Genomic DNA, 21,654 nt, shown 5'->3' on the forward strand with positions numbered 1-21,654 from the left:
CGGGAAGGCGGCGGGTTTGCTGAGGAAGATCTTCAGCGCTGTACCGGCCTCTTCGGGGACAAGTCCCCTCCTACCGGTTGTGTATGGCCTGGCATTGCATTCCCCGCTCACGCGCTAGCCGGCACAACCTCCATCTCCACCACTTCCGGCCGCTTGAGCAGCGCATACGCCACGCCGGTCAGCAGACTGCCGGCCACAATCGCCAGCAGATACAGCAACGCGTGGTTGATCGCATTGGGGATCAGCATCACGAACAAACCACCGTGGGGCGCCATCAGTTTGCAGCCGAAATACATCGACAGCGCGCCGGTCAACGCACCACCGGCGATGCTCGCCGGAATCACCCGCAATGGATCTTTGGCGGCAAAAGGAATCGCGCCTTCGGAGATGAAACACAAGCCCAGGACAAACGCCGCCTTGCCCGCCTCGCGTTCACTTTGGGCAAACTTGCGCCGCGCGATGAAGCTGGCGATGCCCATGCCAATCGGCGGCACCATGCCCGCCGCCATGGCCGCAGCCATCGGCGCGTAGCTTTGCGATGCCAGCAGGCCGACCGAAAACGCGTAGGACGCCTTATTGATCGGCCCGCCCAGATCGACGCACATCATGGCGCCGAGCACCACGCCGAGCAGAATCGCATTGGTGGTGCCCATGCTGTCGAGGAACTGCGTGAGGCTTTCCAGCAGCCCCGCCACTGGTTTGCCGACCACATAAATCATCACCAGCCCGGTGAACAGACTCGACAGCAACGGAATGATCAGAATCGGCTTGAGCGCTTCGACGCTGGCTGGCAAACGCGCATAACGATTGACTGCCCAGGCGCTGTAACCAGCGATGAAACCGGCCGCGATACCACCGATGAAACCCGCGCCCAGCGTGCTCGCCAGCAACCCGCCGATCATCCCCGGCGCGAGGCCTGGACGGTCGGCGATGGAGTAAGCGATGTATCCGGCCAGCAACGGCACCATCAACTTGAACGCCGCGTCGCCGCCAATCTGCATCAAGGCCGCCGCGAGGGTGCCTGGTTCCTTGAACGCGGTAATACCGAACACGAACGACAGGGCAATCAACAGACCACCGGCGACCACCATCGGCAGCATGTACGAAACACCGGTCAGCAAATGCTTGTAGACGCCGGTTTTTTCCTGCTTGGCCGGGGCCTTGGCAGAGCCGACGGCGGATTCCACCTGACCTTCGGCCAACGCCTTTTTCAGGGTCGCTTCGGCTTGCTTGAGGGCGATGCCGGTGCCGCAGCGATAAATCCGCTTGCCGGCAAAACGCTCGGTATTGACCTCGATATCGGCGGCCAGCAATACCACGTCGGCATCGGCGATCACCTGATCGCCAAGCGGATTGCGCGCGCCCACCGAGCCCTGGGTTTCGACCTGCAGTTCATAACCCAGCCGCTTGGCTGCTTGTTGAATGGCTTCGGCAGCCATGAACGTATGCGCGACGCCGGTTGGACAGGCGGTTACCGCAACGATGCGCGGCACGCTGCTGGACAATGGCGCAGCGGCGGGCGAATTGACGTCGGCAGCAACATGAACCGCAGCCTGCTCGGACGCGCGATGCAGAAAGCCGTCGACATCCTGCAACGCGTGGGCTGGAGTGTCCTGAAACACACGCTTGCCGACGAAGCGGCTGAGGTCGATGGCGCCGGTATTGACCACCAGCACCCAGTCGGCCGTTTCGATTTGCTCGGCGGTCAATTGTCGGTCGGGGTGGCGTGGGTCATGGACCTCGACGCTGGTGCTCCAACCCTGGCGCTGCGCGGCGGCATCCAGCAAACGGGCGCTGAGGACGCTGCTGACCTTGCCGTTCGGGCAGGCCGTCACAATGGCTAACTTCATCACAAATCCTCTCTTATTGTTCTGCCAGAGTGCGCACGTTGACGCCGCTTTCAAGCCGTTTGAGTTGCGCCGCATCGTTGATGCCAAAGCCGATCTGGGTCACGGCCATGGCCGCAATCGCGGTGGCGGTGCGCAAGGTTTGTTGCGGCGAGTGGCCACTGAGCAGGCCGTGAACCATGCCCGCCAACAGCGAATCACCCGCGCCGACAGTGCTGGCCACAGTGACTTTCGGTGGCAAGGATTGCAGCGCGGTACTGGAGCTGAACCAATGCACACCTTCCGATCCCTGGGAAATCACCACATGCTCGATGCCCTTGGCGCGCAGGCCGGCAGCGGCTTCGGCCTGAGCCGCAATGGAGATGATCGGCGCATCCAGCGCGTCGGCCAGTTCTTCAGTGTTGGGCTTGATCAACCACGGGCCAGCCGCAAGCCCGGCGCGCAACGCCAGGCCGCTGCTGTCCAAGGCGATTTTCAGGCCCAGATCCTTCAGACGCACCAGCAGCTTGTGCAACCATTCCGGGCTGACACCGCGCGGCAGGCTGCCCGCGACCACTACCGCGTCGAAACCGGAAGCGATCTGCTCGACTCGCGCATACAACGCTTGCTGCGCCTCTTCGCTGACCATCGGGCCTGGGCCGTTCAAGTCGGTGATGCGCCCGCTGTGCTCGGCCAGCTTGATATTGCTGCGGGTTTCGCCGGGCACCCGGACAAATTCATCGACAAAACCACGACGGGCAAACAGCGCTTCGAAGGGTTGCTGATTATCAATGCCAAGAAATCCGGCGACGGTCAGTTGATGGCCCAGATCGGCCAGCACCTGCGCCACGTTCAAGCCCTTGCCCGCCGCGTGGGTGAGCATGGCTTCACTACGATTGACCTGCCCCAGCTGCAAAGGACCGAGCTGCACGGTCAGGTCCAGTGCCGGGTTCATGGTCAAGGTAAGAATTTTCGCCATTACAAAGCCTCCACGAGCGCGCGAACTTCGCTGGCGCTGCCTAAGGTCAGCGCGGTTTGCGCCAGTTGTTGCGCGGCACTCAGGGTCAGTTCACGCACACCGGCTTTAACTTCGCCAATGCTGCGCGCCGAAACGCTCAACTCGTCGACCCCGAGCCCCACCAGCACCGGAACCGCCAACGGGTCAGCCGCCAGCTCGCCGCAGATGCCGACCCATTTGCCATGGGCATGGGCCGCGCGCACGGTGATGTCGATCAGTTGCAGCACGGCCGGGTGCAGGCCGTCAGCCTGAGCCGACAGCGTTGGGTGACCACGGTCGATGGCCATGGTGTATTGCGTCAGGTCGTTGGTGCCGACGCTGAAGAAATCCACCTCTTTGGCCAGAACCGGAGCCAGCAAGGCCGCCGACGGCACTTCGATCATGATGCCGATCTGCAAGTCAGCAACCGGAATTTCTTCCAGCAGGCGCAGGGTCATATCCCGCGCCTGACGCCATTCTTCAACGGTGCCGATCATGGGAAACATGATGCGCAGCGGGCGGTTGTCAGCGGCGCGCAGCAAGGCGCGCAATTGGCTTTCCATGACGTCCGGACGTTGCAGGGTCAAGCGAATGCCGCGCACGCCGAGGAACGGGTTTTCTTCCTTGTCGATGGGCCAGTACGGCAGCGGCTTGTCACCGCCAACGTCCAGCGTGCGCACCACCAGCGGCCGACCTTGCAGATCGTCGAGCACACGGCGATATTCGGCTTCCTGGGTTGCTTCATCCGGCGCCTGGGAATGGGCCATGAACAACAATTCGGTACGCAGCAGGCCGATGCCTTCCGCGCCTTGAGCGACAGCGGCTGGAGTACCGGCGCTGTCGCCGATGTTGGCGAAGACTTCAACCGCATGACCGTCGCGGGTCACCGCCGGGTCCATGCGCTTTTCGGCAGCGGCTTGCAGACGTTGCTCGCGAGTATCGCGATCCTGGGCGGCGCGTTGCAGGGTGGCGGCATCCGGCGCGACGCTCAGGCGACCTTTCTGGCCGTCGAGCAGCAGCACCGTGCCCGGCTTGATCAGCAGCACGGAATCACCGGCACCAACCAGCGCCGGAATGCCCAAGGCACGGGCGACGATTGCGCTGTGCGCCGTGGCACCGCCGCGCGCGGTGAGAATCCCCGCAACTTGCACCGGGTCCAGGCGCGCAACATCGGATGGCCCGACTTCATCCATCACCAGAATGTAGGGTTCGTCCGGCGCGACCAGGGTTTCAATGCCGCAAATCTGCGCCAGCACCCGACGACCCACATCACGCAGATCCGCCGCCCGCTCGGCCAGCAACGCATCGTGCAACTGCTCCTGCTGCCGCGCGGCGCTATCGATCACACTGGCCCAGGCCGCTGCCGCGCTTTCACCCTGTTTCAGGCGCAAGGCGACTTCGTTGCTCAACTCAGGATCGTCGAGCATTTCCTGGTGGGTAATGAAAATCTCGCGAATGGCCTTGGCCTTGCTGCGCTGGATCAGGCCTTCGATGTCCTGACGCACTTCGGCCAGCGCGCTCTGCAAGCGCTGCTGTTCGATGGCAACCGACTCGCCCAGCAGCGGGTAATCAAATTCCTGCAACACCTGGATATGCGCCGGACCGATGGCAATGCCCGGCGATGCGGGCACGGCCTGCAACTGGCTACCGTCCAGCGGTGCGACGACTGCTTTGCTGATCACTGCTTCAAGAGAAGCTGGCGCAGGGGACGATGCCGATGGCAGCGGCTCGACTTCCTCGCCGAGCCCTTCCAGCACGGCGGCCAGCAACGCGGGCAGAACGTCAGCGGCGATGCTCGGCTCGGCGATGAACTCCAGCACCTGACCACGGCGCGCGCCAAGGCTGAGCAGCTTGCTCAAGCTCTTCACCGACACCGCGCTTTCGCCGGTATCAACCACGCGGACGCGAATTTCGCCGTCGAAATTTTTCGCCAACTGCGCAAGGATCTTCGCCGGACGCGCGTGCAAACCATGAGCATTGGCCAGCGGCACGCGCTGGGTTGGCCATTCGGCTGGCAACTCGCCGCCCAGCGCTTCAAGCACCGCGCGACTGCTGGTGGCCTGGCCCAATTCATGGCCGCGACCTTCAATCAGCAGCGAGCACAGGCGTTCGAGCAAGGCCTGATGAGCTTCACCGAGGCTGGCCAGACAGAACAGACCGTTCAGCGGTTGGCCCAGATAGCGGATTGGCTTGTCTGGCGTGACAAAAGCCAGCCCCGGCCGCTTGACGGTTTGCTCGCTGTGCAGCCACCACAAGCCATCACCCAGAGGCAGCGCTTCGACTTGCTGCAGGACGGCAGCAAAACCATTGCTGACACAGTCGGCCTTGCGCAACAGCCGGGCGCCGCGCCAGACCAACTCTTCGAAATCGTCCGCCGAAACGCCCAGGCTGATCATCTGCGCATCCAGCGCCAGCTCTTGCGGCGCGCCTTGCAGCAGTTGCAGCAGCGCTTCGGGGGTTTGCGCCTGACGCAGGGCTTCGCCCAGGTCGGTTTCGCCCAGCGCACGGGTCAGCAATTGCAATAAACGCAGATGTTCGTCGGACTTGGCGGCGATACCAATGGCCAGGTACACAATGTGTCCGTCACCCCAATCCACCCCTTCGGGGAACTGCATCAGGCGCACGCCAGTGGCGAATACCTGATCGCGGGTTTCGGGCGTGCCGTGGGGAATCGCGATGCCCTGACCGAGAAAGGTCGAGCCTTGCAGTTCGCGGTTCTGCAAACCGGTCAGATAGCCGTCGGCAACCAGACCATCGGCGACCAGCAGATCAGCAAGCAATTGCAATGCGGCGGACTTATCCACAGCCGTCTGGGCCATGGAAATTTGCTCTACGGTAAGCTCGAGCATGCCTAACTCCTGTGCAGCGCGGTAAAGCGCCTGGATTCTTGTTTTAAGAACGATCAGTAAAGGTTGATCGACAGCTTAGGTGATGAAAACGATAACCATCTGACAGCGTTTTCAGCGTAACGACAGCAATTCAAAAAAATTTGCTGAATCGTTTAATCTACATTGCCCGGCACGTTACTTGATTATCCGCGCCGGTTGAAGCCCACTCGGTCCGATGCTACGCGCCGAAGGCAAATAAATCTGAGCGTTTGGTATTGCCAACGGTCTGCTGTCAAGATCGGCCGCAATGGGCGAAAATCCCAGGACGCCGTTTTCAAGCGCTCAATAACAAAAGGAATTCCAGCGTTGAAACTCAGTGATATTGCGCGTCTGGCCGGGTGTTCCGTGACCACCGCCAGTTACGTGATCAACGGCAAGGCCGAACAGCAGCGCATCAGCAACGCCACCGTCGAGCGGGTCCGCGCCGTGGTCGAGGAGCATGGTTTCCGACCCAACCCGCAAGCCGCCGGGCTGCGCAGCCGCCACACGCGCACCTTGGGCTTTATCCTGCCGGACCTGGAAAACCCCAGTTTTGCGCGCATCGCCAAGCTGCTCGAGCAAGGCGCAAGGGCACAGGGCTACCAGTTGCTGATCGCCAGTTCCGACGACGATCCCATCAGCGAGCTGCAATTGTTGCAATTGTTTCGTGCGCGGCGCTGCGACGCGCTGTTCGTCGCCAGTTGCCTGCCCGCCAGCGATGACAGTTACCGCGAGCTGCAAAGCAAAGGCTTGCCGATCATTGCCATCGACCGGGAAATGGATGCGGCGCACTTCTGTTCGGTGGTCAGCGACGACCATGACGCCAGCCTGCGCCTGACCCACAGCCTGCTCGCGACACATCCCGCCCATATCGCCCTGATCGGCGCGCGCCCGGAGCTGATCATCAGCCGCGCCCGCGCCGACGGTTTCGAACACGCCCTGAACGGGTTTGCCGGAAAGGTCATGATCGAGCACGGCGAAGCGTTCAGTCGCCAATGCGGCCAGCGCTTGATGAATGAGGTGCTGGAACGCCTGGGACATTTCCCGGACGCGCTGATCACCACGTCCTACGTCTTGTTGCAGGGGATATTCGACGTCTTGCAGAGCCACGCCGTGAATCCAGAGCAGTTTCATCTGGGGACATTCGGTGACACGCAACTGCTGGATTTCCTGCCGTTGCCGGTCAACGCCATGGCGCAACAGCATCAGGTCATCGCCAGCATGGCGCTGGAACTGGCCTTGGCCGCGATTGAAAAGGATCAATACGAACCGGGGGTTCACGCCATTGTGCGTACCTTCAAGCAACGTATTCACGAGGGCTGATCGTTGACGCTGATCGATACCCACACGCATCTGGATTTTCCGGACTTCGAAGCGGATCGCGCGACCATCCTCGCCAACTGCCAGAGATTGGATGTCGAGCGTTTGGTGGTGCTGGGGGTTTATCAGCGTAACTGGCAACGAGTCTGGGAGCTGACCCTGAGCGATCCGGCCCTGCACGCGGCGTTTGGCCTGCACCCGGTATACATCGACGAGCATCGCCCCGAACATCTGCTTGAACTGGGTGACTGGCTGTCTCGGCTGCAAGGGCATCCGCAATTGTGCGCCGTGGGTGAAATCGGCCTGGATTACTACATAGAGACGCTGGATCGTCAGGTTCAGCAGCAATTGTTCGACGCCCAACTGCAACTCGCCGTGGACTTCAATCTGCCCGCGCTGATTCATGTGCGGCGCAGCCATGCTGACGTGATCGCGAGTTTGAAGCGCTTCAAGCTCAAGCGCTGCGGGATCATTCACGCCTTTGCCGGCAGTCGCGAAGAAGCGCGGGAGTACATCAAGCTGGGTTTCAAGCTCGGCCTGGGCGGGGCCGCGACCTGGCCGCAAGCCTTGCGCATGCATCGGGTGATCGCCGAACTGCCACTGGACAGCGTGGTGCTGGAAACCGACTCACCCGACATGGCACCGGCGATGTTTCCCGGCCAACGCAATAGCCCGGAACACCTGCCGCAGATTTGTGCGGCATTGGCCGAGCTGATGAATACTTCCGCCGAGCAACTGGCCGAAGCCAGCACGCGCAATGCACGGGAGTTGTTTGGTTGGGGGTAACCGTGTGTTGTCTGCACCGACATCTTCCCGGATAAATCCGGTCCCACTGGACGACCGTATTCCCACCTGTGGGAGCGAGCTTGCTCGCGAATAGGCAAGTTCATCCGACACATTTTCAGCGGCTGTCACAGCGCCTTCGCAAGCAAGCTTGCTCCCACGGGACTTCAAGCAAACCCTCAGACAAACAACGTCCACAACGCAAAACCCGCATACCAGACAATCGCCGCGCGGATCAGCAGTTCCCAGAGCACATCCAGGCTGGTAACGCCTTCGGCGCCCATCGCCGGGGCGGGGACTTCGCTGGCGACGCAGCCGACTTTCGCGATCAGCTGAGCGGCGCTGATGTTCCAGTTGAGCAGCTCGTGCAGCATCACCCGGCTGACGGCGACGAAGTTGCCGACCAGAGCGAAGCTGGCCGCCAACAGGCGCACCGGCACCCAGTCGAAGGCATGCCGCAGTTGCCCGGCAGCGTCGCGCAAGGCCGGAGTCTTGCCGTTTTCAGCGGCCAGGGCCAATAGGCGATAGGCCAGTGCAGCCACCGGACCGAGCAGGAAATACCAGAAAATCACCGCGAAGAAGCTTTGATAGGCCTGCCACAACAGATAACCCTGAACACCTTCGAGCAGCTGTTCGCTGTTGTCGGCCTCGACCTGCATGTCACGCTCGGCCACCAGCACGGCGGCCTCTGCGTCACCGCGCCGACAGGCATCGCGAAACGGCCCGAGCGCAGCAATCAGATCGCCACGACCCAGGCTGTAAATCAGCACCAATAGATGCACCGGAAACGCCAGCCAGCCATTGAACACCGAACCGAGCACTACCAACATCAACGCCAGCAGCACAACCGGCAGTAACACCAGCACGCTGAGGATCAGCCAGGGCCGCGCGGCGAAACGCGGGTTCGTTTCAAGCCGGGACAGCTCGCTCAACCAAGGCCAGTCACGCTGCACGCGCTGACGCAGGGCGGAAAACTTTTCTATCCAGACAGCCAGCAGCAACACCAGGAAACTCATTATTTACTCCTCACTTCGTCCAGCAGGGCCGACTGCAAGCGCGACCAGTCAAAAAAAGGCCCCGGATCCGTCTTGCGGCCGGGTGCAATGTCGCTGTGCCCGCAGATTCGCTCGCCGGTGATGGCCGGGAATGCGGCCTGCAACTGGCGGGTCAATTCAATCAGTGCAGCGTACTGCGCGTCTGTGAACGGTTGATCATCGGTGCCCTCAAGCTCGATGCCGATGGAGAAATCGTTGCAGGTGTCCCGTCCCTGAAAGCTCGACACACCCGCGTGCCAGGCCCGTTCCAGACAGGATACGAACTGAAAGACGTCGCCATCACGTTCAATCAGAAAATGCGCCGATACGCGTAAATCGGCAATGCCCGCGAAATAAGGATGCTCGTTTACGTCCAGCTGATTCTGAAAAAAAGCCTGCACCTTGCCGGTCTTGAACCGGGCTGGGGGCAGGCTGATGTTGTGGATCACCAATAACGAGATTTCATTCGCCGGGCGCGCGTTGAAATTGGGCGATGGGCAGTGCTGCACGCCTTGGCACCAACCGCTTGCGGGGTCCAGATGCATGAGTGTTCCTTGAACGGACAAATCGATAGCCGCAAGTATGCCCGCTGTGGGGGGTGTGGGGGAGTAAATTGGCCGCGCTAGCGCAGCCTGTAGGACCGGCTTTAGCCGGAAGGGCGTGCTCCCGGCTAAAGCCGGTCCTACGGTTGTCAGGCGACGTCGGTCAAACGCCCTTGAGCTTGCGCAGGTTGCCGATCACCGATTCCAGGGCGCGGTCGAACAGCAGCGCGTCGTCCAGCATGCGAATGGCGCCACGGCGGAATTCCACGGCCAGACCCATGCGGGTTTTTTCCAGGACTTTCATGCCCGTGCGGTTGACGAACACATAGCGACCGCTCGGCTCGACGATTGCCGCCAGTTTGCAGCGCAAGCGGTGCTCTTCATCTTCCTGAATCTCGACCCAGCAACCCAGCCGCAACTTGTCGACTTGCAGCAGGCCTGCGTCATCGTCCGGAAGGCGCAGAGCAGGCTCATTGAGAAATTGCTCGCCGGGCGCGATCAGCACGATTTCCTCAACCACTTCGATCATCGACGGGCCGGGCATGCCCTCGCCTTCTGCGTCCGGAAGACCGCCTTCGACGGCCTCGTCCTGCATTTTCGAGAAATGCTGAAACGCCTGCACATGCAGCACTTCGAGCTGGCTGAAGAATTCGCTGGTGGCGAAAGGATCGAACGCCGCGCTGGCCAGGCCTTCACGTAGCGCCTTGAGCAAACCCGGCACCAGATCCAGCAAGCGCTGACGGGCTTCGGCTTCTTCGTGCAGCTCGACGCTCCAGATCAGATCGTCCATGGCCGTCAGACCCGCTGCCCATTCGGCAGACTCGTCGCCGTGCTTGAGACACATCAGCAGCAGCACTTTGCTCCAGGCTTCCTGCAGCAGGCGCACCACTACTTCCGGCAGAGTCTTGCCCATCAAACGGTGGTTGAGTTCCTGCTGCACACGCTGACGCGCCAGTTCGGCACGAGCGCGACCTTCCTCGGCGTCACGGGTACGTTGTTCGAGCAGTTCACTGCGGCGTCGTTCATCGCTGGTAAACGCCAGGAAATCCACCAACAGCTCGGAGAAAATCGCCGGGTCGTCGACAAAATCGTTGAGCAAACGCTGCACGATTTGTTCGACGCGCACATACAGCGAGTCGCGCTGGTAGTCGTCCCGTCCGCCCCAGCCAAGGGCTGCGGAGGCGATTTCATTGAGCAGCCGACGCGCAGGATGGCTGCCGCGACTGAAAAAGCTTTTGTCGATGACCGCGACTTTGAGCATCGGAATTTGCAGACGTCCGATCAACGCACGCAACGACGACGGCAGGTTGCGGTCATCGAGGATGAATTCGAAGAGCATGGCGATCAGATTGATCACGTCTTCGTCACCGCCGCCCACTACCCGAAACTTGCCGCTTTTCACGCTGACGCGGGTCAGCAATTGCTCAAGCTGATTGCGCAGATCGAAATCGTCATGGGCGTCCGGCGACGGCACGTATTGCTGCAGGTGCGACAGCAGGCGCAGCAGATCCTGACTGGAAATCGGACGGGCTTCGGCATTGGGCTCGTGACGCGGCGCAAGATTGCCGCGCACCTGCAACAGCAATTCCTGCAAGGCAGAAAAAACTTCCTGCACGCCTTTGTCGAGCTTGTCGGCAGCCTGGGCCAGATCAGGATCGGCCAGATCGCTGGCGCGAGCCTGGCGGGTTACGCGATCTGACGCGCGACGAGCCGGCAAGGCCTTGAGTTCGGGCAGCACGCCAGTGGCAATCAACAGCTGATTGGCTTCGGCATATAAATGATCGGCATCGGCCAGTACGTATTTTTCGAAGAGCTTGAGAATGATCAGCTTGACCTTGATCTCGACGCCCAGGCTGCGACCGGCCTGCAGGAAGAAATCGCAGAGCATTGCCGGGCCCATCGGGTTCGAGTTATCGCTCAACGGCTGGGTTATCAGCTGGTTCAGACGCGTCGTCAGCTGCCCAAGGGCAACGCCATCGCGACTCAGGACCTTGGCCACCATGGCATCTACGGCGACGGTTTTTTCCAGGTCGTCGTTGTGCACCAGGGCCAGCTTGTCAAAGGTCATGGCCCCCGGGAGCACCGGCTCGGTGATCTGATACTGACCAAGGCGCAGGAACGCTTCGTAGAATTTGTCGAGAAAGGCCCGCTCGATGCTTTTGCGCTTGAGACGCAGGTCGCGCATGGCTTCAAAGAAGGTGTTCTGCTCGGTGTTGTTCTGCGCCCGATCCGCCATTTCGAAAAGCGTGTCGTCGGCGTTATCGAACAGCGCCTGCAAGGCTTCCTTGAGCTGCTGCGCAGCCTTGTCCCGGACCTGCAGGAGCACGACCGGCAAACGGGCAAGCGGCGAATTCGCGGCCAGTTCAGGGGTCGCTTTGTTCAACGGCACAACTTTCTCGTCGTTTTGCATCAAGCCCCCTACCAGGAAACAGCCGCGATCTCTTCACAATCCGGGCTCAAAGCACCGTTTTTGCGGGGCATTACGTATGCGCTAAAGAAACGTCAAAGTCATGACGTCAAATACAAGTCGGATTATCTTTCAAATCATGTCCACGGCGCCAGCACTGGTTTACCGTTTTGAACAATTGATAGATTGACCGGTACAGCCATAGACCGCAGAAAAGCCATTCCATCGCAAAGGTTATAAAAAAACCGACCAACAGCACCTCTGGGCCGTTGAGCGGGGCCGTTCGATAGGTGGGTCGCAGGGAAAACCTGCCTTATACTCGCGCCACTTTGTTAGTGGAGTCCGATATGCCGAATTTACAACTCGCCGCCCTGACCACCGAAATCGAGGCCAATGTGCGCCGGGCGCTGCTGGAAGACGTCGGCAGTGGCGACATCACCGCTCAGCTGATTCCGGCGGAGCGTCTGGCGAAGGCCACGGTGATCTCCCGGGATGCGGCGGTCATCGCCGGTACGGCGTGGGTCGATGCCGTGTTCCGCCAACTGGACCCGCGTGTTGCGGTGCATTGGCAGGTGGTCGACGGTGATCGGGTCAAACCGGACCAGGTACTGTTTCATCTGGAAGGTCCGGCGCGCTCATTGCTGACGGGCGAACGCAGCGCGCTGAACTTCCTGCAAATGCTGTCGGGCGTGGCCACCAAGGCGCAGCATTACGCCGATATGGTCGCTGACACTCAAGTCCAGCTGCTGGATACCCGCAAAACGCTACCCGGCCTGCGCCTGGCGCAGAAGTACGCGGTTACGTGCGGCGGCTGTCATAACCATCGCATTGGTTTGTTCGATGCGTTCCTGATCAAGGAAAACCACATCGCCGCCAGCGGCGGTATTGCCGAGGCCATCAGCGCCGCGCACAAGATTGCGCCCGGCAAGCCGGTGGAAATCGAAGTGGAAAGCCTCAGCGAATTGCGTCAGGCACTGGATGCCGGTGCGGACATTGTCATGCTCGATGAGTTGAGCCTGGACGATATGCGCGAAGCGGTGACGATCAATGCCGGTCGCGCCAAACTCGAAGCCAGCGGCGGTATCAACGACCAGACATTGCGGGTCATCGCCGAAACCGGTGTGGATTACATCTCCATCGGCGCCCTGACCAAGGATGTGAAGGCCGTGGATCTATCGATGCGGTTGAGTCTTTAAATCCGTTGGAGCGTGGCTTGCCCGCGAATTCAGACATTGCGGTGGTTCAGTTCCACCGCGTTATCTTTCTTCGCGGCAAGCCACGCTCAACGCATATTCCGGGTTACGAACAATTAACACTGTGAAATCTCTATATATAGAAATCGTCTACATCGCGGGAAAGAACCAAACAACTCATTAATTTTATTTATCCACACCTCACAAATTGATTCGCGGTTTCAATATTAAAACCCGCCCATACCGTTTGTCACTGCACGACTCTGAACGGTTGCGCTTGTCTTGCATTCCGAATATTTAATAAAAGCGAAGTTATTGTTATTGCCAAAAGTTTTAGGCCTTAGATCTATCCGGGCAAAGTAAAGCTCGTGCGGTAGCCTACCCGTTATTCGGCAACTCCAGACTCTCCCCCCAGACAAGCTCGTCGTGGTGAACACTGCCGCGCAACCGGCGATAGCCTTTGCGCAGGGCGTGCTCGTGCGGCGCAAACGGATCCTGCAAATGAAAAGGCAAAACTGGCTGGCCCTGCTTGTCCTTTCGCCCTTTCCGATGTCGGCCATGGCCGGTAAACCCCAGAGCATTGAAGTTGGTGGTTTCGAGTTCACGCCGACGCTGAAGGTAGGTGAACGGTATGACGATAACTTTCGCACACTCCACAACGGCACCTTGTCATCGTGGATTACTTCACTGCGCCCCACTTTCCTGCTGGAAGCGCAAACTCGCAAAAGTGCTTATCAACTTGAATACGCCGTGGACAGCGAGACCTTTCACGATCACACCGACGCCAACCATGTGGACCAGCAGGTGGCACTTAGAAGCGTGCTGGAGGTCGATTCGCGCAACCGGTTGAAATGGGAACTGGGTTATAAGCGCGCCGAGGAAACAGTCGATACCGCCGACCCGCTGGAAAACGATAAGTACACCCTGAAGAACGCGCTGCTCGGTTACAGCTTCGGCACACAAAGCGGCATGAACCAGATTGATGTTTCGGCCGAATATGAGGAATTGCGTTATCGCAACAGCGGCAATCTCAACGAAGACGAAGAACACGACACCCGCGCGTATGTCGCCACCTGGTATCACCGGCTTGGTGGACGCACCCGAGGATTGTTCGAATTGCGCCGCAGTGACTACGACTACGTAATGCCGGGCAGCCCGCGCAACAGCACCGGCAGCGCGGCACTGATCGGCTTCACCCGGGATGTCACGGCCAAAACCAGTGGCAGCTTGCGCGTCGGCTATGAACGCAAGGATTTCGACAGTGGCGCGGTCAGCGACCGCAGCAGCCCGACCTGGGAAGTCGGCCTGGCCTGGAAGCCACGCACCTACTCCACCTTCGAGTTGAACATGCGCAAGGCCTTCGATGAAGGTGACGACGGCGCCAGCACGGTCCATACCACCAGCACCCGTTTGAGCTGGACCCACAAATGGTCGGGCTGGATTTCCTCGAAGCTCGACTACCGTCACGCCGAACGCGAATACCTGGGCCTGAGCCGCGACGACACGCTGGACGCCTATGGCGCGTCGCTGATCTACGCCGTCAACCGCTGGGCCGAAGTCAGCCTCGGTTATCGGCGCTGGCATAACGACTCCAACGTCGTCGACGAGCGCTACACGCGCAATGTCTACCTGCTGAACTTCGATTTGAGCCTTTGAGCACCGATGTGCCTGGAGGGAAAGGGTCTGGAGGGGAATACCATGTCTTTAGGTCAGTTCTGCCGCATTGCGCTTTTGCTCATCGTCAGCGGCCCGGTATTCGCCGCGCCGCAGTACAAACTCAACTCAGGCGACATTCTGCGCATCAATGTGTTTGGTGAAACGGACCTCAGCTTCGCGGAAATGCGGCTTAACGATGCGGGCACCTTTTCCTACCCCTTCATCGGCGAGGTCAACGCCAAAGGCAAGACGCCGGCCGAAGTCGAGGCCCTGCTCACGAACAAACTCCAGGACGGCTATCTGGTCGCGCCCCGCGTCTCGGTCAGCGTGCTGGCTTATCGACCGTTCTACATCAGCGGCGAGGTGAAGTTGCCCGGCGGCTACCCATTCGAACCGGGCCTGACGCTGGATCGGGCGATTGCCCTGGCTGGCGGCCTGACCGAGCGCGCTTCGGACCGGCGTATCTACATCGTGCGCGGTGCCGATACGCGGCGCAGCAGCCAGAAGGCGAGCCTGAACACGCTGGTCGAACCCGGCGACACCATCACCATCGAACAGGGGTTTTTCTGACATGGACGAGGTGACTTCAAGCCGCCACGTGAGCAGCCCTGTAAGCAACTTCGGGCTGCCGCAGCGCTACGCCCCCATCGCCGACGACCGCGACTTCATCGACTCGCGCAAGCTCGGCCTGATCCTCTGGACTCACAAATGGCGCATCGCCGCACTGGCGGCAGCCGCGACCCTGGCCGTCATGCTGATTCTGCACAACATCACGCCGGTCTATCGCGCCACGGCATCGCTGGTCATCGAGCCCAAGGGCGTAACGCTGATCACATTCCAGCAGCCAACTTACGATTCGCCAAACGCCGCCGTCGACTACCTGCAAACCCAGATCACGCTGATCCAGAGTCGCGCAGTGGCCGAGCGCGTGGTCCGCCAGTTGAACCTGACCGAACACCCCGAGTTCGATCCGCGCCAGCGCCTGCATCTGCTCCGGGAAGCGCGCGGGGAAATTGCCAGGCTTTATCCGGGCGCGTTTCCCGCCAGCTGGCTTGCCAGTCACAGCATGACCCCGACCGAAGTGTTCGACGCCACAGTCCGGGAATTGATGGAACGCACCAGCGTCGGCGCCCAGGGCAAGAGTCAGCTGGTCAATATCAGCGTGAGCCTGGCCGACCGGGAAACCGCCGCGCTGGCGGCCAACGCGCTGGCCCACGGCTATCTCGACAGCCGGCTCGATGCGCAAATGAACGAGTCATTGAACGCATCGAAATGGATGAACAGCCGGATGATCGAGTTGCGTACGCAACTGCAGGAGTCGGAAAACAAACTGCAACGCTATCGCGATGCCGAAGGCCTGGTGGACGTGGACGGCGTGGTCACCCTCAGCGCCAACGAGCTGTCGAAAACCAGTGACCGCATGATCGATGCGCGCCGCCAACGTGCCGAAGCGCAAAGCCAGTACGCGCAGGTGAAGGCGATGCTCGGCTCGAAAAGCCTGGCCAACCTGTCCAGCGTGCCAGCGGTGATCGGCAATCCGGTGATCCAGCAATTCCAGGCCAACGAGGCGCAGGCCAGGGCCAAGGTCGACGAACTGTCGCGCCGCTACGGGGATCGCCATCCGAAAATGATCGCCGCGCGCTCGGACCTCGCGGCCGCTCAGGCGAGTCTGCGCGGTCAGGTCGATCAGGTCGTGGCGGGCCTTGAGCGCAATTACCAGCTGGCCCGCGCCAATGAAGAATCCTTGCGCTCATCGGTGGATACCAGCCGGGCGCAGATTCAGGACATTTCCCGCAAGGAATTCAAACTGCGCGAGCTGCAACGGGACGTGGACAGCAATCGCACCTTGTACGAAACCTTCGTGACGCGTCTGCGCGAGACCACGGCGACCGCTGATATCGGCGTCAGCAATGCGCGCATCGTCGACCCCGCGATTGTGCCCAGCGAACCCAGCGCGCCGAAGAAATCCCTGATCGCGTCAATAACTGCGCTGCTGGCGCTGGTGCTCGGCTGCGTGTTTTTCCTGCTGCGCGACACGCTGCACAATGGCTTCAAATCCGGCGACGACATCGCCAGGAAACTCAACCTGCCAGTACTTGGCCTGGTGCCACTGCTGCAGAAGAAAAGTCGCAGCAGTATTTCCCGGCAGTTCGAACGCAACGACGACGCAGGCTTTACCGAAGCCATTCGCACCTTGCGCACCGCGATCATGCTCGGCGATACCCACAAACGCCGCGGCCTGTTGGTCATCACTTCGACGCTGCCCGGCGAAGGCAAGAGCGCCATTGCGGTCAATCTGGCGTTTGCGTTGGGCCAACTGGAACGGGTGCTGTTGATCGAGGCCGACCTGCGCCGCCCCAATCTGGCGCGCAGTCTTGGCATGAACGCCGCGCAACCCGGCCTCGCTAGCCTGATTACCGGCCAGGCGAAAATAGACGCGTGCATCCACCGCGTCGGCCAGGTGGACATTCTCACTGCGGGCGAGGTGCCGCCCAACCCGCTGGAACTGCTGGCCTCAGCGAACTTCGGACGCTTCATCGAGTGGGCTCGGCAGCATTACGACCGGATCATCCTCGACTCGCCGGCCAGTGATGCGGTCAGCGATGCAGCGGTGCTGTGTGCCATGGCCGACGCGGCGATCTACGTGATCAAGTCCGACAGCACACCCGCGCCGCTGGTTCATCAGTGCATCGACCAACTTCTGCAAAACGGCGCTCCGCTGACCAGCGTGGTGCTCAATCAAATTACCCCGTTGAAAGGACGCCAGGGATACAGCCAGCACTACCGTTATCTGCCTCGTGAAACTACCCAGTAAGGCGTAATCGCGCGTCATGGGCCGCTGTCGTCTCGACGCGGCTGCGCACGTTATCGCCTGCACATTCTGGCCGCTGCATGCGTTGTTTGACTCGCCGATGCCGAGGGCGAGCGACTGCGCGATGCCACCCATCGGGGAGATATCCACCATGCTTGCTCAACGCCTACATCCGTCGGTCAATCGACGCGGCCTGACTTTCTGGGTGCAATGGGTCTGCGCCATGGGCCTGACCGCGCTCGTGACCTGCGCGATCATATATCAGGACATCGGCGCGATTCCCTACGCCTATCGGGTGCTGATGATCGTCGGCGTGCTCGGTTCGGTGCCGATCTATAGCGCGCTGCATGTCTATCACAAGCGCTTCGGCTACCTGACGGGTTTGCTGCGTGTGCTCGGCGGCTGGCTGCTGCTGGTTACCGCGCTGTCAGTGCTGTCGCGGGTTTGCCTCGACGCTGGCGATCTGGATAACGGCTTGCTGTTCGAGGCCGCAATGGCGGGTTATCTGGCGCAATGCGCGACATACCTGCCCTTGCGGTATCTGGTCAGCCTGCACTCGCGCTGGCTGCGCAAGGAGCGAGTCTCGGTAATCATCGGCACATGCCCCATGGCCTACACCCTGGCGGCACAGCTGCGACAGCGGGTTCCGGTGCTCGGCCTGGTGGCGACCGAACCCGGCGTTTCCTCGATAAGCGGCCAGCCTCCGGTTCTCTGCGAACTGGCGCAGCTGCGCGATCTGGTTATCGGCGATCACGTGCGGCGGGTGTATATCGCCCTGGCACTGAACATGATCACGCAGATTGAAACCATCTACCTGAGCCTGCTGGACCTCAATGTGGATGTGGTCTGGGTGCCGGATTTCGGCAGCATGCTGCTGCTCAATCAATCGGTTTCCCAGATCGAGCAGTTCCCGGCGATTTACCTCAACGAAACCCCGCGCAGCTCCCATCCCGCCGCCACCCTGGGCAAGGAAATGTTCGACCGCAGCCTGGCGCTGCTCGCCTTGCTGGTGCTGCTGCCGGTGATGTCGGCCATTGCCCTGGCGGTGAAGCTCTCGTCACGCGGCCCGGTGTTTTTCCGCCAGCCCCGGCATGGCTGCAACGGCGAAGTCATCCAGGTGTGGAAATTTCGCTCGATGCATGTGCATGAGGACAGCCACGTGCAACAGGCAACCCGCGACGATCCACGGATCACGCCGGTCGGCGCCTTCCTGCGCCGCACCTCGCTGGACGAACTGCCCCAGTTGATCAATGTGCTGCGGGGCGAAATGGCCCTGGTCGGCCCGCGCCCCCACGCGATTGCTCATAACCAGTATTACGGCGCGCGAATCCTCGCTTACACCGCACGCCACCGCATCAAGCCGGGTATCACCGGCCTGGCGCAGGTCAGCGGCTTTCGCGGCGAAACCGAAACCCTGGAAAAGATGCAAGAGCGTCTGGAAAAGGACCTGGACTACATCAATCACTGGTCGCTTTGGCTGGATATCAAAATCCTGCTCAAGACGCCGTTCACGCTGTTCTCGCGCAATATCTATTGAGATGGAGACGGACATGGCTGATCAGGAATCAGGCGGTGCCGTGTTGCCAGGCCGAGGCAGCGGCTGGCGCGGGCGATGGCAGCAGGCGGCCCGCGCGCGCCTGTTGCGCAACATCGCTACGGCGGTGTCCGGCAGTGCCGGGGCGCAGGCGATCAACCTGGCGCTGATTCCCGTCATCATGCGCATCTACGGGCCGGAAGCGTTCGGCGTGGTCGGCACGTTCCAGAGCCTGACCATTATCCTGATTCCGGCGTGTGCGCTGACCTGGCCCATGGCGATTGTCCTGCCCAAAAGCGACGCCGACGCCCGAGGCCTGATCATACTTTCGCTGTGGGTGGCGCTGAGCATCGCGAGCGTGTCCGCACTGCTCCTGTATTTCCAGGGGCCAGCGATGGCCAGCGCGTTGGGCATCGACATGCTGACGCCTTACCTGATGCTGCTGCCCATCGTGATGTTCAGCGCCGCCGTGCTGGAAATCACCCAGCAATGGTTATACCGAACTCAACGCTTCAGCCTTACCGCGCGCGGCGCAACCTTGCATGCGCTGGTCTATAACGCGACGCGCAGCCTCGCCGGACTCGTACAGGCCTCGGCCCCGGTATTGGTGGTGACCAGTGCGCTGTATTACGTGATCCACAGCGCATTGCTGTTGCTGGGCATGACCTTCAAGCCCACCGCAAACAACCTCGCCCCGACCAACCCGCCAACCTCCGTCAGCCTGACGAAACTGGCTGCGCAATATCGGGATTTCCCGCTATTTCGCGCGCCGCAGGTGCTGATCAATGCCCTTTCCGTGCACATGCCGACGCTGGTTCTGGCGGCGTCCTTCGGTGCCGTCTCGGCGGGATTTTTCGCCCTGTGCCTGCAAGTGCTGAGTATGCCAAGCAACTTTATCGGCAAGGCAGTCGGCAGCGTTTATTACCCACGAATCACCCAGGCGATTCACACCGATGAACCGGTTACCAGGCTGTTGGTGCGCGGCGTGGCCGGCATGGCGCTGGTGGGAATCGTGCCGTTCGCCACACTGGCGCTGGCCGGACCCTGGCTGTTCGGGCTGGTGTTCGGCGCGCAGTGGGCGGCCGCTGGCGAATATGCCCGCTGGCTGGCCCTGGCGGAGTTCGCCGGTTTCATCGCGGGCCCCTGCGCTGTGGCGATTCCGGCGCTGGCCCTGCAAAAACGCTTTCTGTTCTTCGAGATTGTCAGCACCACATTGCGGGTCGTGGCGGTCTTCGCTGGGGCACTGCTGTTCAAGAACGCCCTGGCGGTGGTGATGGCCTTCGCGGCGGCCAACACCGCAATCAACCTGAGCCTGATCGTCGTCGTTCTGTTTGAGGCCCGGCGCTGGCATCAACGCCAGAACCGCCCGGCTCGCGATCTCTCGTCTGCGCAGGAGTCATCCGAACATGGCCATGGCTAACGTATGCGCGCTGATCCTCAACTGGAACGGCGCTGAACAGACCATCAAATGCGTGAGATCGGTGGACGCTTACTGCGCGATTCCTCTCGTGGTGGTCGACAACCATTCCGAAGCACCGGATTACCAGCGCCTGACCGACTACTTCAGCACGCGAACCGATGGCGATACCTGGACCGGCACAGAAGAGCAGATCCGCGAGTACCCACACAAACACCGCACCTGCCTGATCAGGAATGCGGGCAACTACGGCTATGCCGGCGGCAACAACGTAGGCATCGATTACTTGTACCGCGCCGGCTACGACTATATCTGGCTGCTGAATAACGACATCACCGTTGAAGCAGACTCATTGCAAGCGCTGCTGTCGACCCTGGGCAGCGACGCCAATTGCGGGTTTTGCGCGTCGATTCTGGTCTATGCCGATCATCCGGAAATCGTCCAGTGTGTCGGCGGCGGGCAGCTTTATCCGTGGCTGGGCAAGGCCCGGTTGGTCGGCAAAAACCTTGGCCGCGACAAGCTGGGCCATCACCTTGGCAAACTGCCGAAACCTGATTACCTGATGGGCGCCTCGCTGCTGATCAAGCGCGAAGTCATCCAGCGCGTCGGCCTGATGGATGAACGCTATTTCATGTACTCCGAAGAAGTGGACTGGCAACGCCGCGCCGCCAGCCTGGGTTTTACCTGTCAGGTGGCGACAGGCAGCTTCGCCCGCCACGGCGACAGCGCCAGCACCCAGAACCGCAGCCACATGTTTCATTACTATCGAAACCGCGCGGCCATCATGTACAACAAAAAATTCCACTCAATGCCCTGCTACCTGTTTTCGGCGCTGGCTCTGACGGCCATCACGGCACTGCAAAACCGCCACAACCTGAAAAACATTCGGTATGGGATCAAGGGCATCGGCGAAGGTTTGGCGTTTTCGTGGCGTTGAACAGCGCAGGTCTTGCTCCAACGAATTGCAGATTTCCTGTAGGAGGGAATTCATTGCCGAAAAGATATTCCAGCCGACGCATCTATCGCCTGATTTGACGCCTTCGCGGGCAAGCCTCGCTCCCACGGATCTCGTTCCAATTGGAATGGTTCGGTGTGCTTAAAAAGGATTTCGCGAAAGCATTAACACCACGCTATCGCCGCGAACACCCGCCCCGTTGGAGATTCTATGTTTGGGGGCAACCCACAGACGCCGCAGATGTATTGTTTGTACCGACGGCTTCCCGGATAAATCCGGTCCCTCGGGATGACCGCATTCCACCTGTGGGA

15 protein-coding genes are annotated in these 21,654 nt (G+C 60.7%); 9 read left to right on the forward strand and 6 right to left on the reverse strand.

The window, feature by feature from the left end:
- Nucleotides 1-107: 107 nt before the first annotated feature.
- Genes AABC73_RS24165 through ptsP form a run of 3 tightly spaced genes read right to left on the reverse strand, consistent with a single transcriptional unit; the run spans nucleotide 108 to nucleotide 5,672 of the window.
- Nucleotides 108-1,850 (reverse strand): PTS fructose-like transporter subunit IIB, encoded by a 1,743-nt coding sequence (locus tag AABC73_RS24165; protein WP_341521268.1) that lies wholly within the window; start codon nucleotides 1,848-1,850, stop codon nucleotides 108-110.
- Nucleotides 1,851-1,863: 13 nt separating this feature from the next.
- The gene (gene pfkB / locus AABC73_RS24170; protein ID WP_341521269.1) at nucleotides 1,864-2,805 is read right to left on the reverse strand and encodes a 1-phosphofructokinase; all 942 of its coding nucleotides are present in this window, start codon (nucleotides 2,803-2,805) and stop codon (nucleotides 1,864-1,866) included.
- Nucleotides 2,805-5,672, reverse strand: coding sequence for a phosphoenolpyruvate--protein phosphotransferase (ptsP, locus tag AABC73_RS24175; RefSeq protein WP_341521270.1), 2,868 nt, complete (start codon nucleotides 5,670-5,672; stop codon nucleotides 2,805-2,807). Before ptsP ends, pfkB begins: the two co-directional genes overlap by 1 nt.
- A 345-nt stretch (nucleotides 5,673-6,017) precedes the next feature.
- On the opposite strand from ptsP, the gene cra reads away from it, so the two are divergent.
- Both cra and AABC73_RS24185 read left to right on the forward strand, forming a co-directional pair.
- Entirely contained in the window at nucleotides 6,018-7,013 is a 996-nt protein-coding gene (cra, locus tag AABC73_RS24180) for a catabolite repressor/activator (RefSeq protein WP_341521271.1), read from the forward strand.
- Nucleotides 7,014-7,016: 3 nt separating this feature from the next.
- Nucleotides 7,017-7,796, forward strand: coding sequence for a TatD family hydrolase (locus AABC73_RS24185; protein WP_341521272.1), 780 nt, complete (start codon nucleotides 7,017-7,019; stop codon nucleotides 7,794-7,796).
- Between the two features lie 176 nt (nucleotides 7,797-7,972).
- On the opposite strand, the gene ampE is transcribed toward AABC73_RS24185, so the two are convergent.
- The 3 genes from ampE to AABC73_RS24200 form a co-directional block, all read right to left on the reverse strand.
- Nucleotides 7,973-8,809 carry a regulatory signaling modulator protein AmpE gene (ampE, locus tag AABC73_RS24190; protein WP_341521273.1) on the reverse strand — a complete coding sequence of 279 codons (837 nt, stop codon included), beginning with the start codon at nucleotides 8,807-8,809 and terminating at the stop codon, nucleotides 7,973-7,975.
- Nucleotides 8,809-9,372: a 1,6-anhydro-N-acetylmuramyl-L-alanine amidase AmpD gene (ampD, locus tag AABC73_RS24195; protein WP_341521274.1), complete on the reverse strand. Its 564-nt coding sequence runs from the start codon at nucleotides 9,370-9,372 to the stop codon at nucleotides 8,809-8,811. The genes ampE and ampD overlap by 1 nt, the downstream gene beginning before the upstream one ends.
- Before the next feature lie 160 nt (nucleotides 9,373-9,532).
- Nucleotides 9,533-11,779 (reverse strand): DUF1631 domain-containing protein, encoded by a 2,247-nt coding sequence (locus AABC73_RS24200; protein ID WP_341521275.1) that lies wholly within the window; start codon nucleotides 11,777-11,779, stop codon nucleotides 9,533-9,535.
- Between the two features lie 344 nt (nucleotides 11,780-12,123).
- Between AABC73_RS24200 and nadC the strand changes: the two genes are divergently transcribed.
- The 7 genes from nadC to AABC73_RS24235 all read left to right on the forward strand — a co-directional run bounded on the left by nadC (nucleotide 12,124) and on the right by AABC73_RS24235 (nucleotide 21,325).
- On the forward strand, nucleotides 12,124-12,972 hold the full coding sequence (gene nadC / locus AABC73_RS24205) for a carboxylating nicotinate-nucleotide diphosphorylase (protein WP_341521276.1): 849 nt from the start codon (nucleotides 12,124-12,126) through the stop codon (nucleotides 12,970-12,972).
- 498 nt (nucleotides 12,973-13,470) lie between these two features.
- On the forward strand, nucleotides 13,471-14,625 hold the full coding sequence (locus AABC73_RS24210; RefSeq protein ID WP_341521277.1) for an outer membrane beta-barrel protein: 1,155 nt from the start codon (nucleotides 13,471-13,473) through the stop codon (nucleotides 14,623-14,625).
- Nucleotides 14,626-14,667: 42 nt separating this feature from the next.
- On the forward strand, nucleotides 14,668-15,195 hold the full coding sequence (locus AABC73_RS24215; protein ID WP_341521278.1) for a polysaccharide biosynthesis/export family protein: 528 nt from the start codon (nucleotides 14,668-14,670) through the stop codon (nucleotides 15,193-15,195).
- Nucleotides 15,196-15,223: 28 nt separating this feature from the next.
- Nucleotides 15,224-17,440: a polysaccharide biosynthesis tyrosine autokinase gene (locus tag AABC73_RS24220; RefSeq protein WP_341521279.1), complete on the forward strand. Its 2,217-nt coding sequence runs from the start codon at nucleotides 15,224-15,226 to the stop codon at nucleotides 17,438-17,440.
- A gap of 148 nt (nucleotides 17,441-17,588) precedes the next feature.
- Entirely contained in the window at nucleotides 17,589-18,974 is a 1,386-nt protein-coding gene (locus AABC73_RS24225; protein ID WP_341521280.1) for an undecaprenyl-phosphate glucose phosphotransferase, read from the forward strand.
- 13 nt (nucleotides 18,975-18,987) lie between these two features.
- On the forward strand, nucleotides 18,988-20,391 hold the full coding sequence (locus tag AABC73_RS24230; RefSeq protein ID WP_341521281.1) for an oligosaccharide flippase family protein: 1,404 nt from the start codon (nucleotides 18,988-18,990) through the stop codon (nucleotides 20,389-20,391).
- On the forward strand, nucleotides 20,378-21,325 hold the full coding sequence (locus AABC73_RS24235) for a glycosyltransferase family 2 protein (protein ID WP_341521282.1): 948 nt from the start codon (nucleotides 20,378-20,380) through the stop codon (nucleotides 21,323-21,325). Before AABC73_RS24230 ends, AABC73_RS24235 begins: the two co-directional genes overlap by 14 nt.
- Nucleotides 21,326-21,654: the final 329 nt, after the last annotated feature.

Origin of the sequence: Pseudomonas sp. G.S.17 (assembly GCF_038096165.1) — a bacterium.
GTDB lineage: Bacteria > Pseudomonadota > Gammaproteobacteria > Pseudomonadales > Pseudomonadaceae > Aquipseudomonas.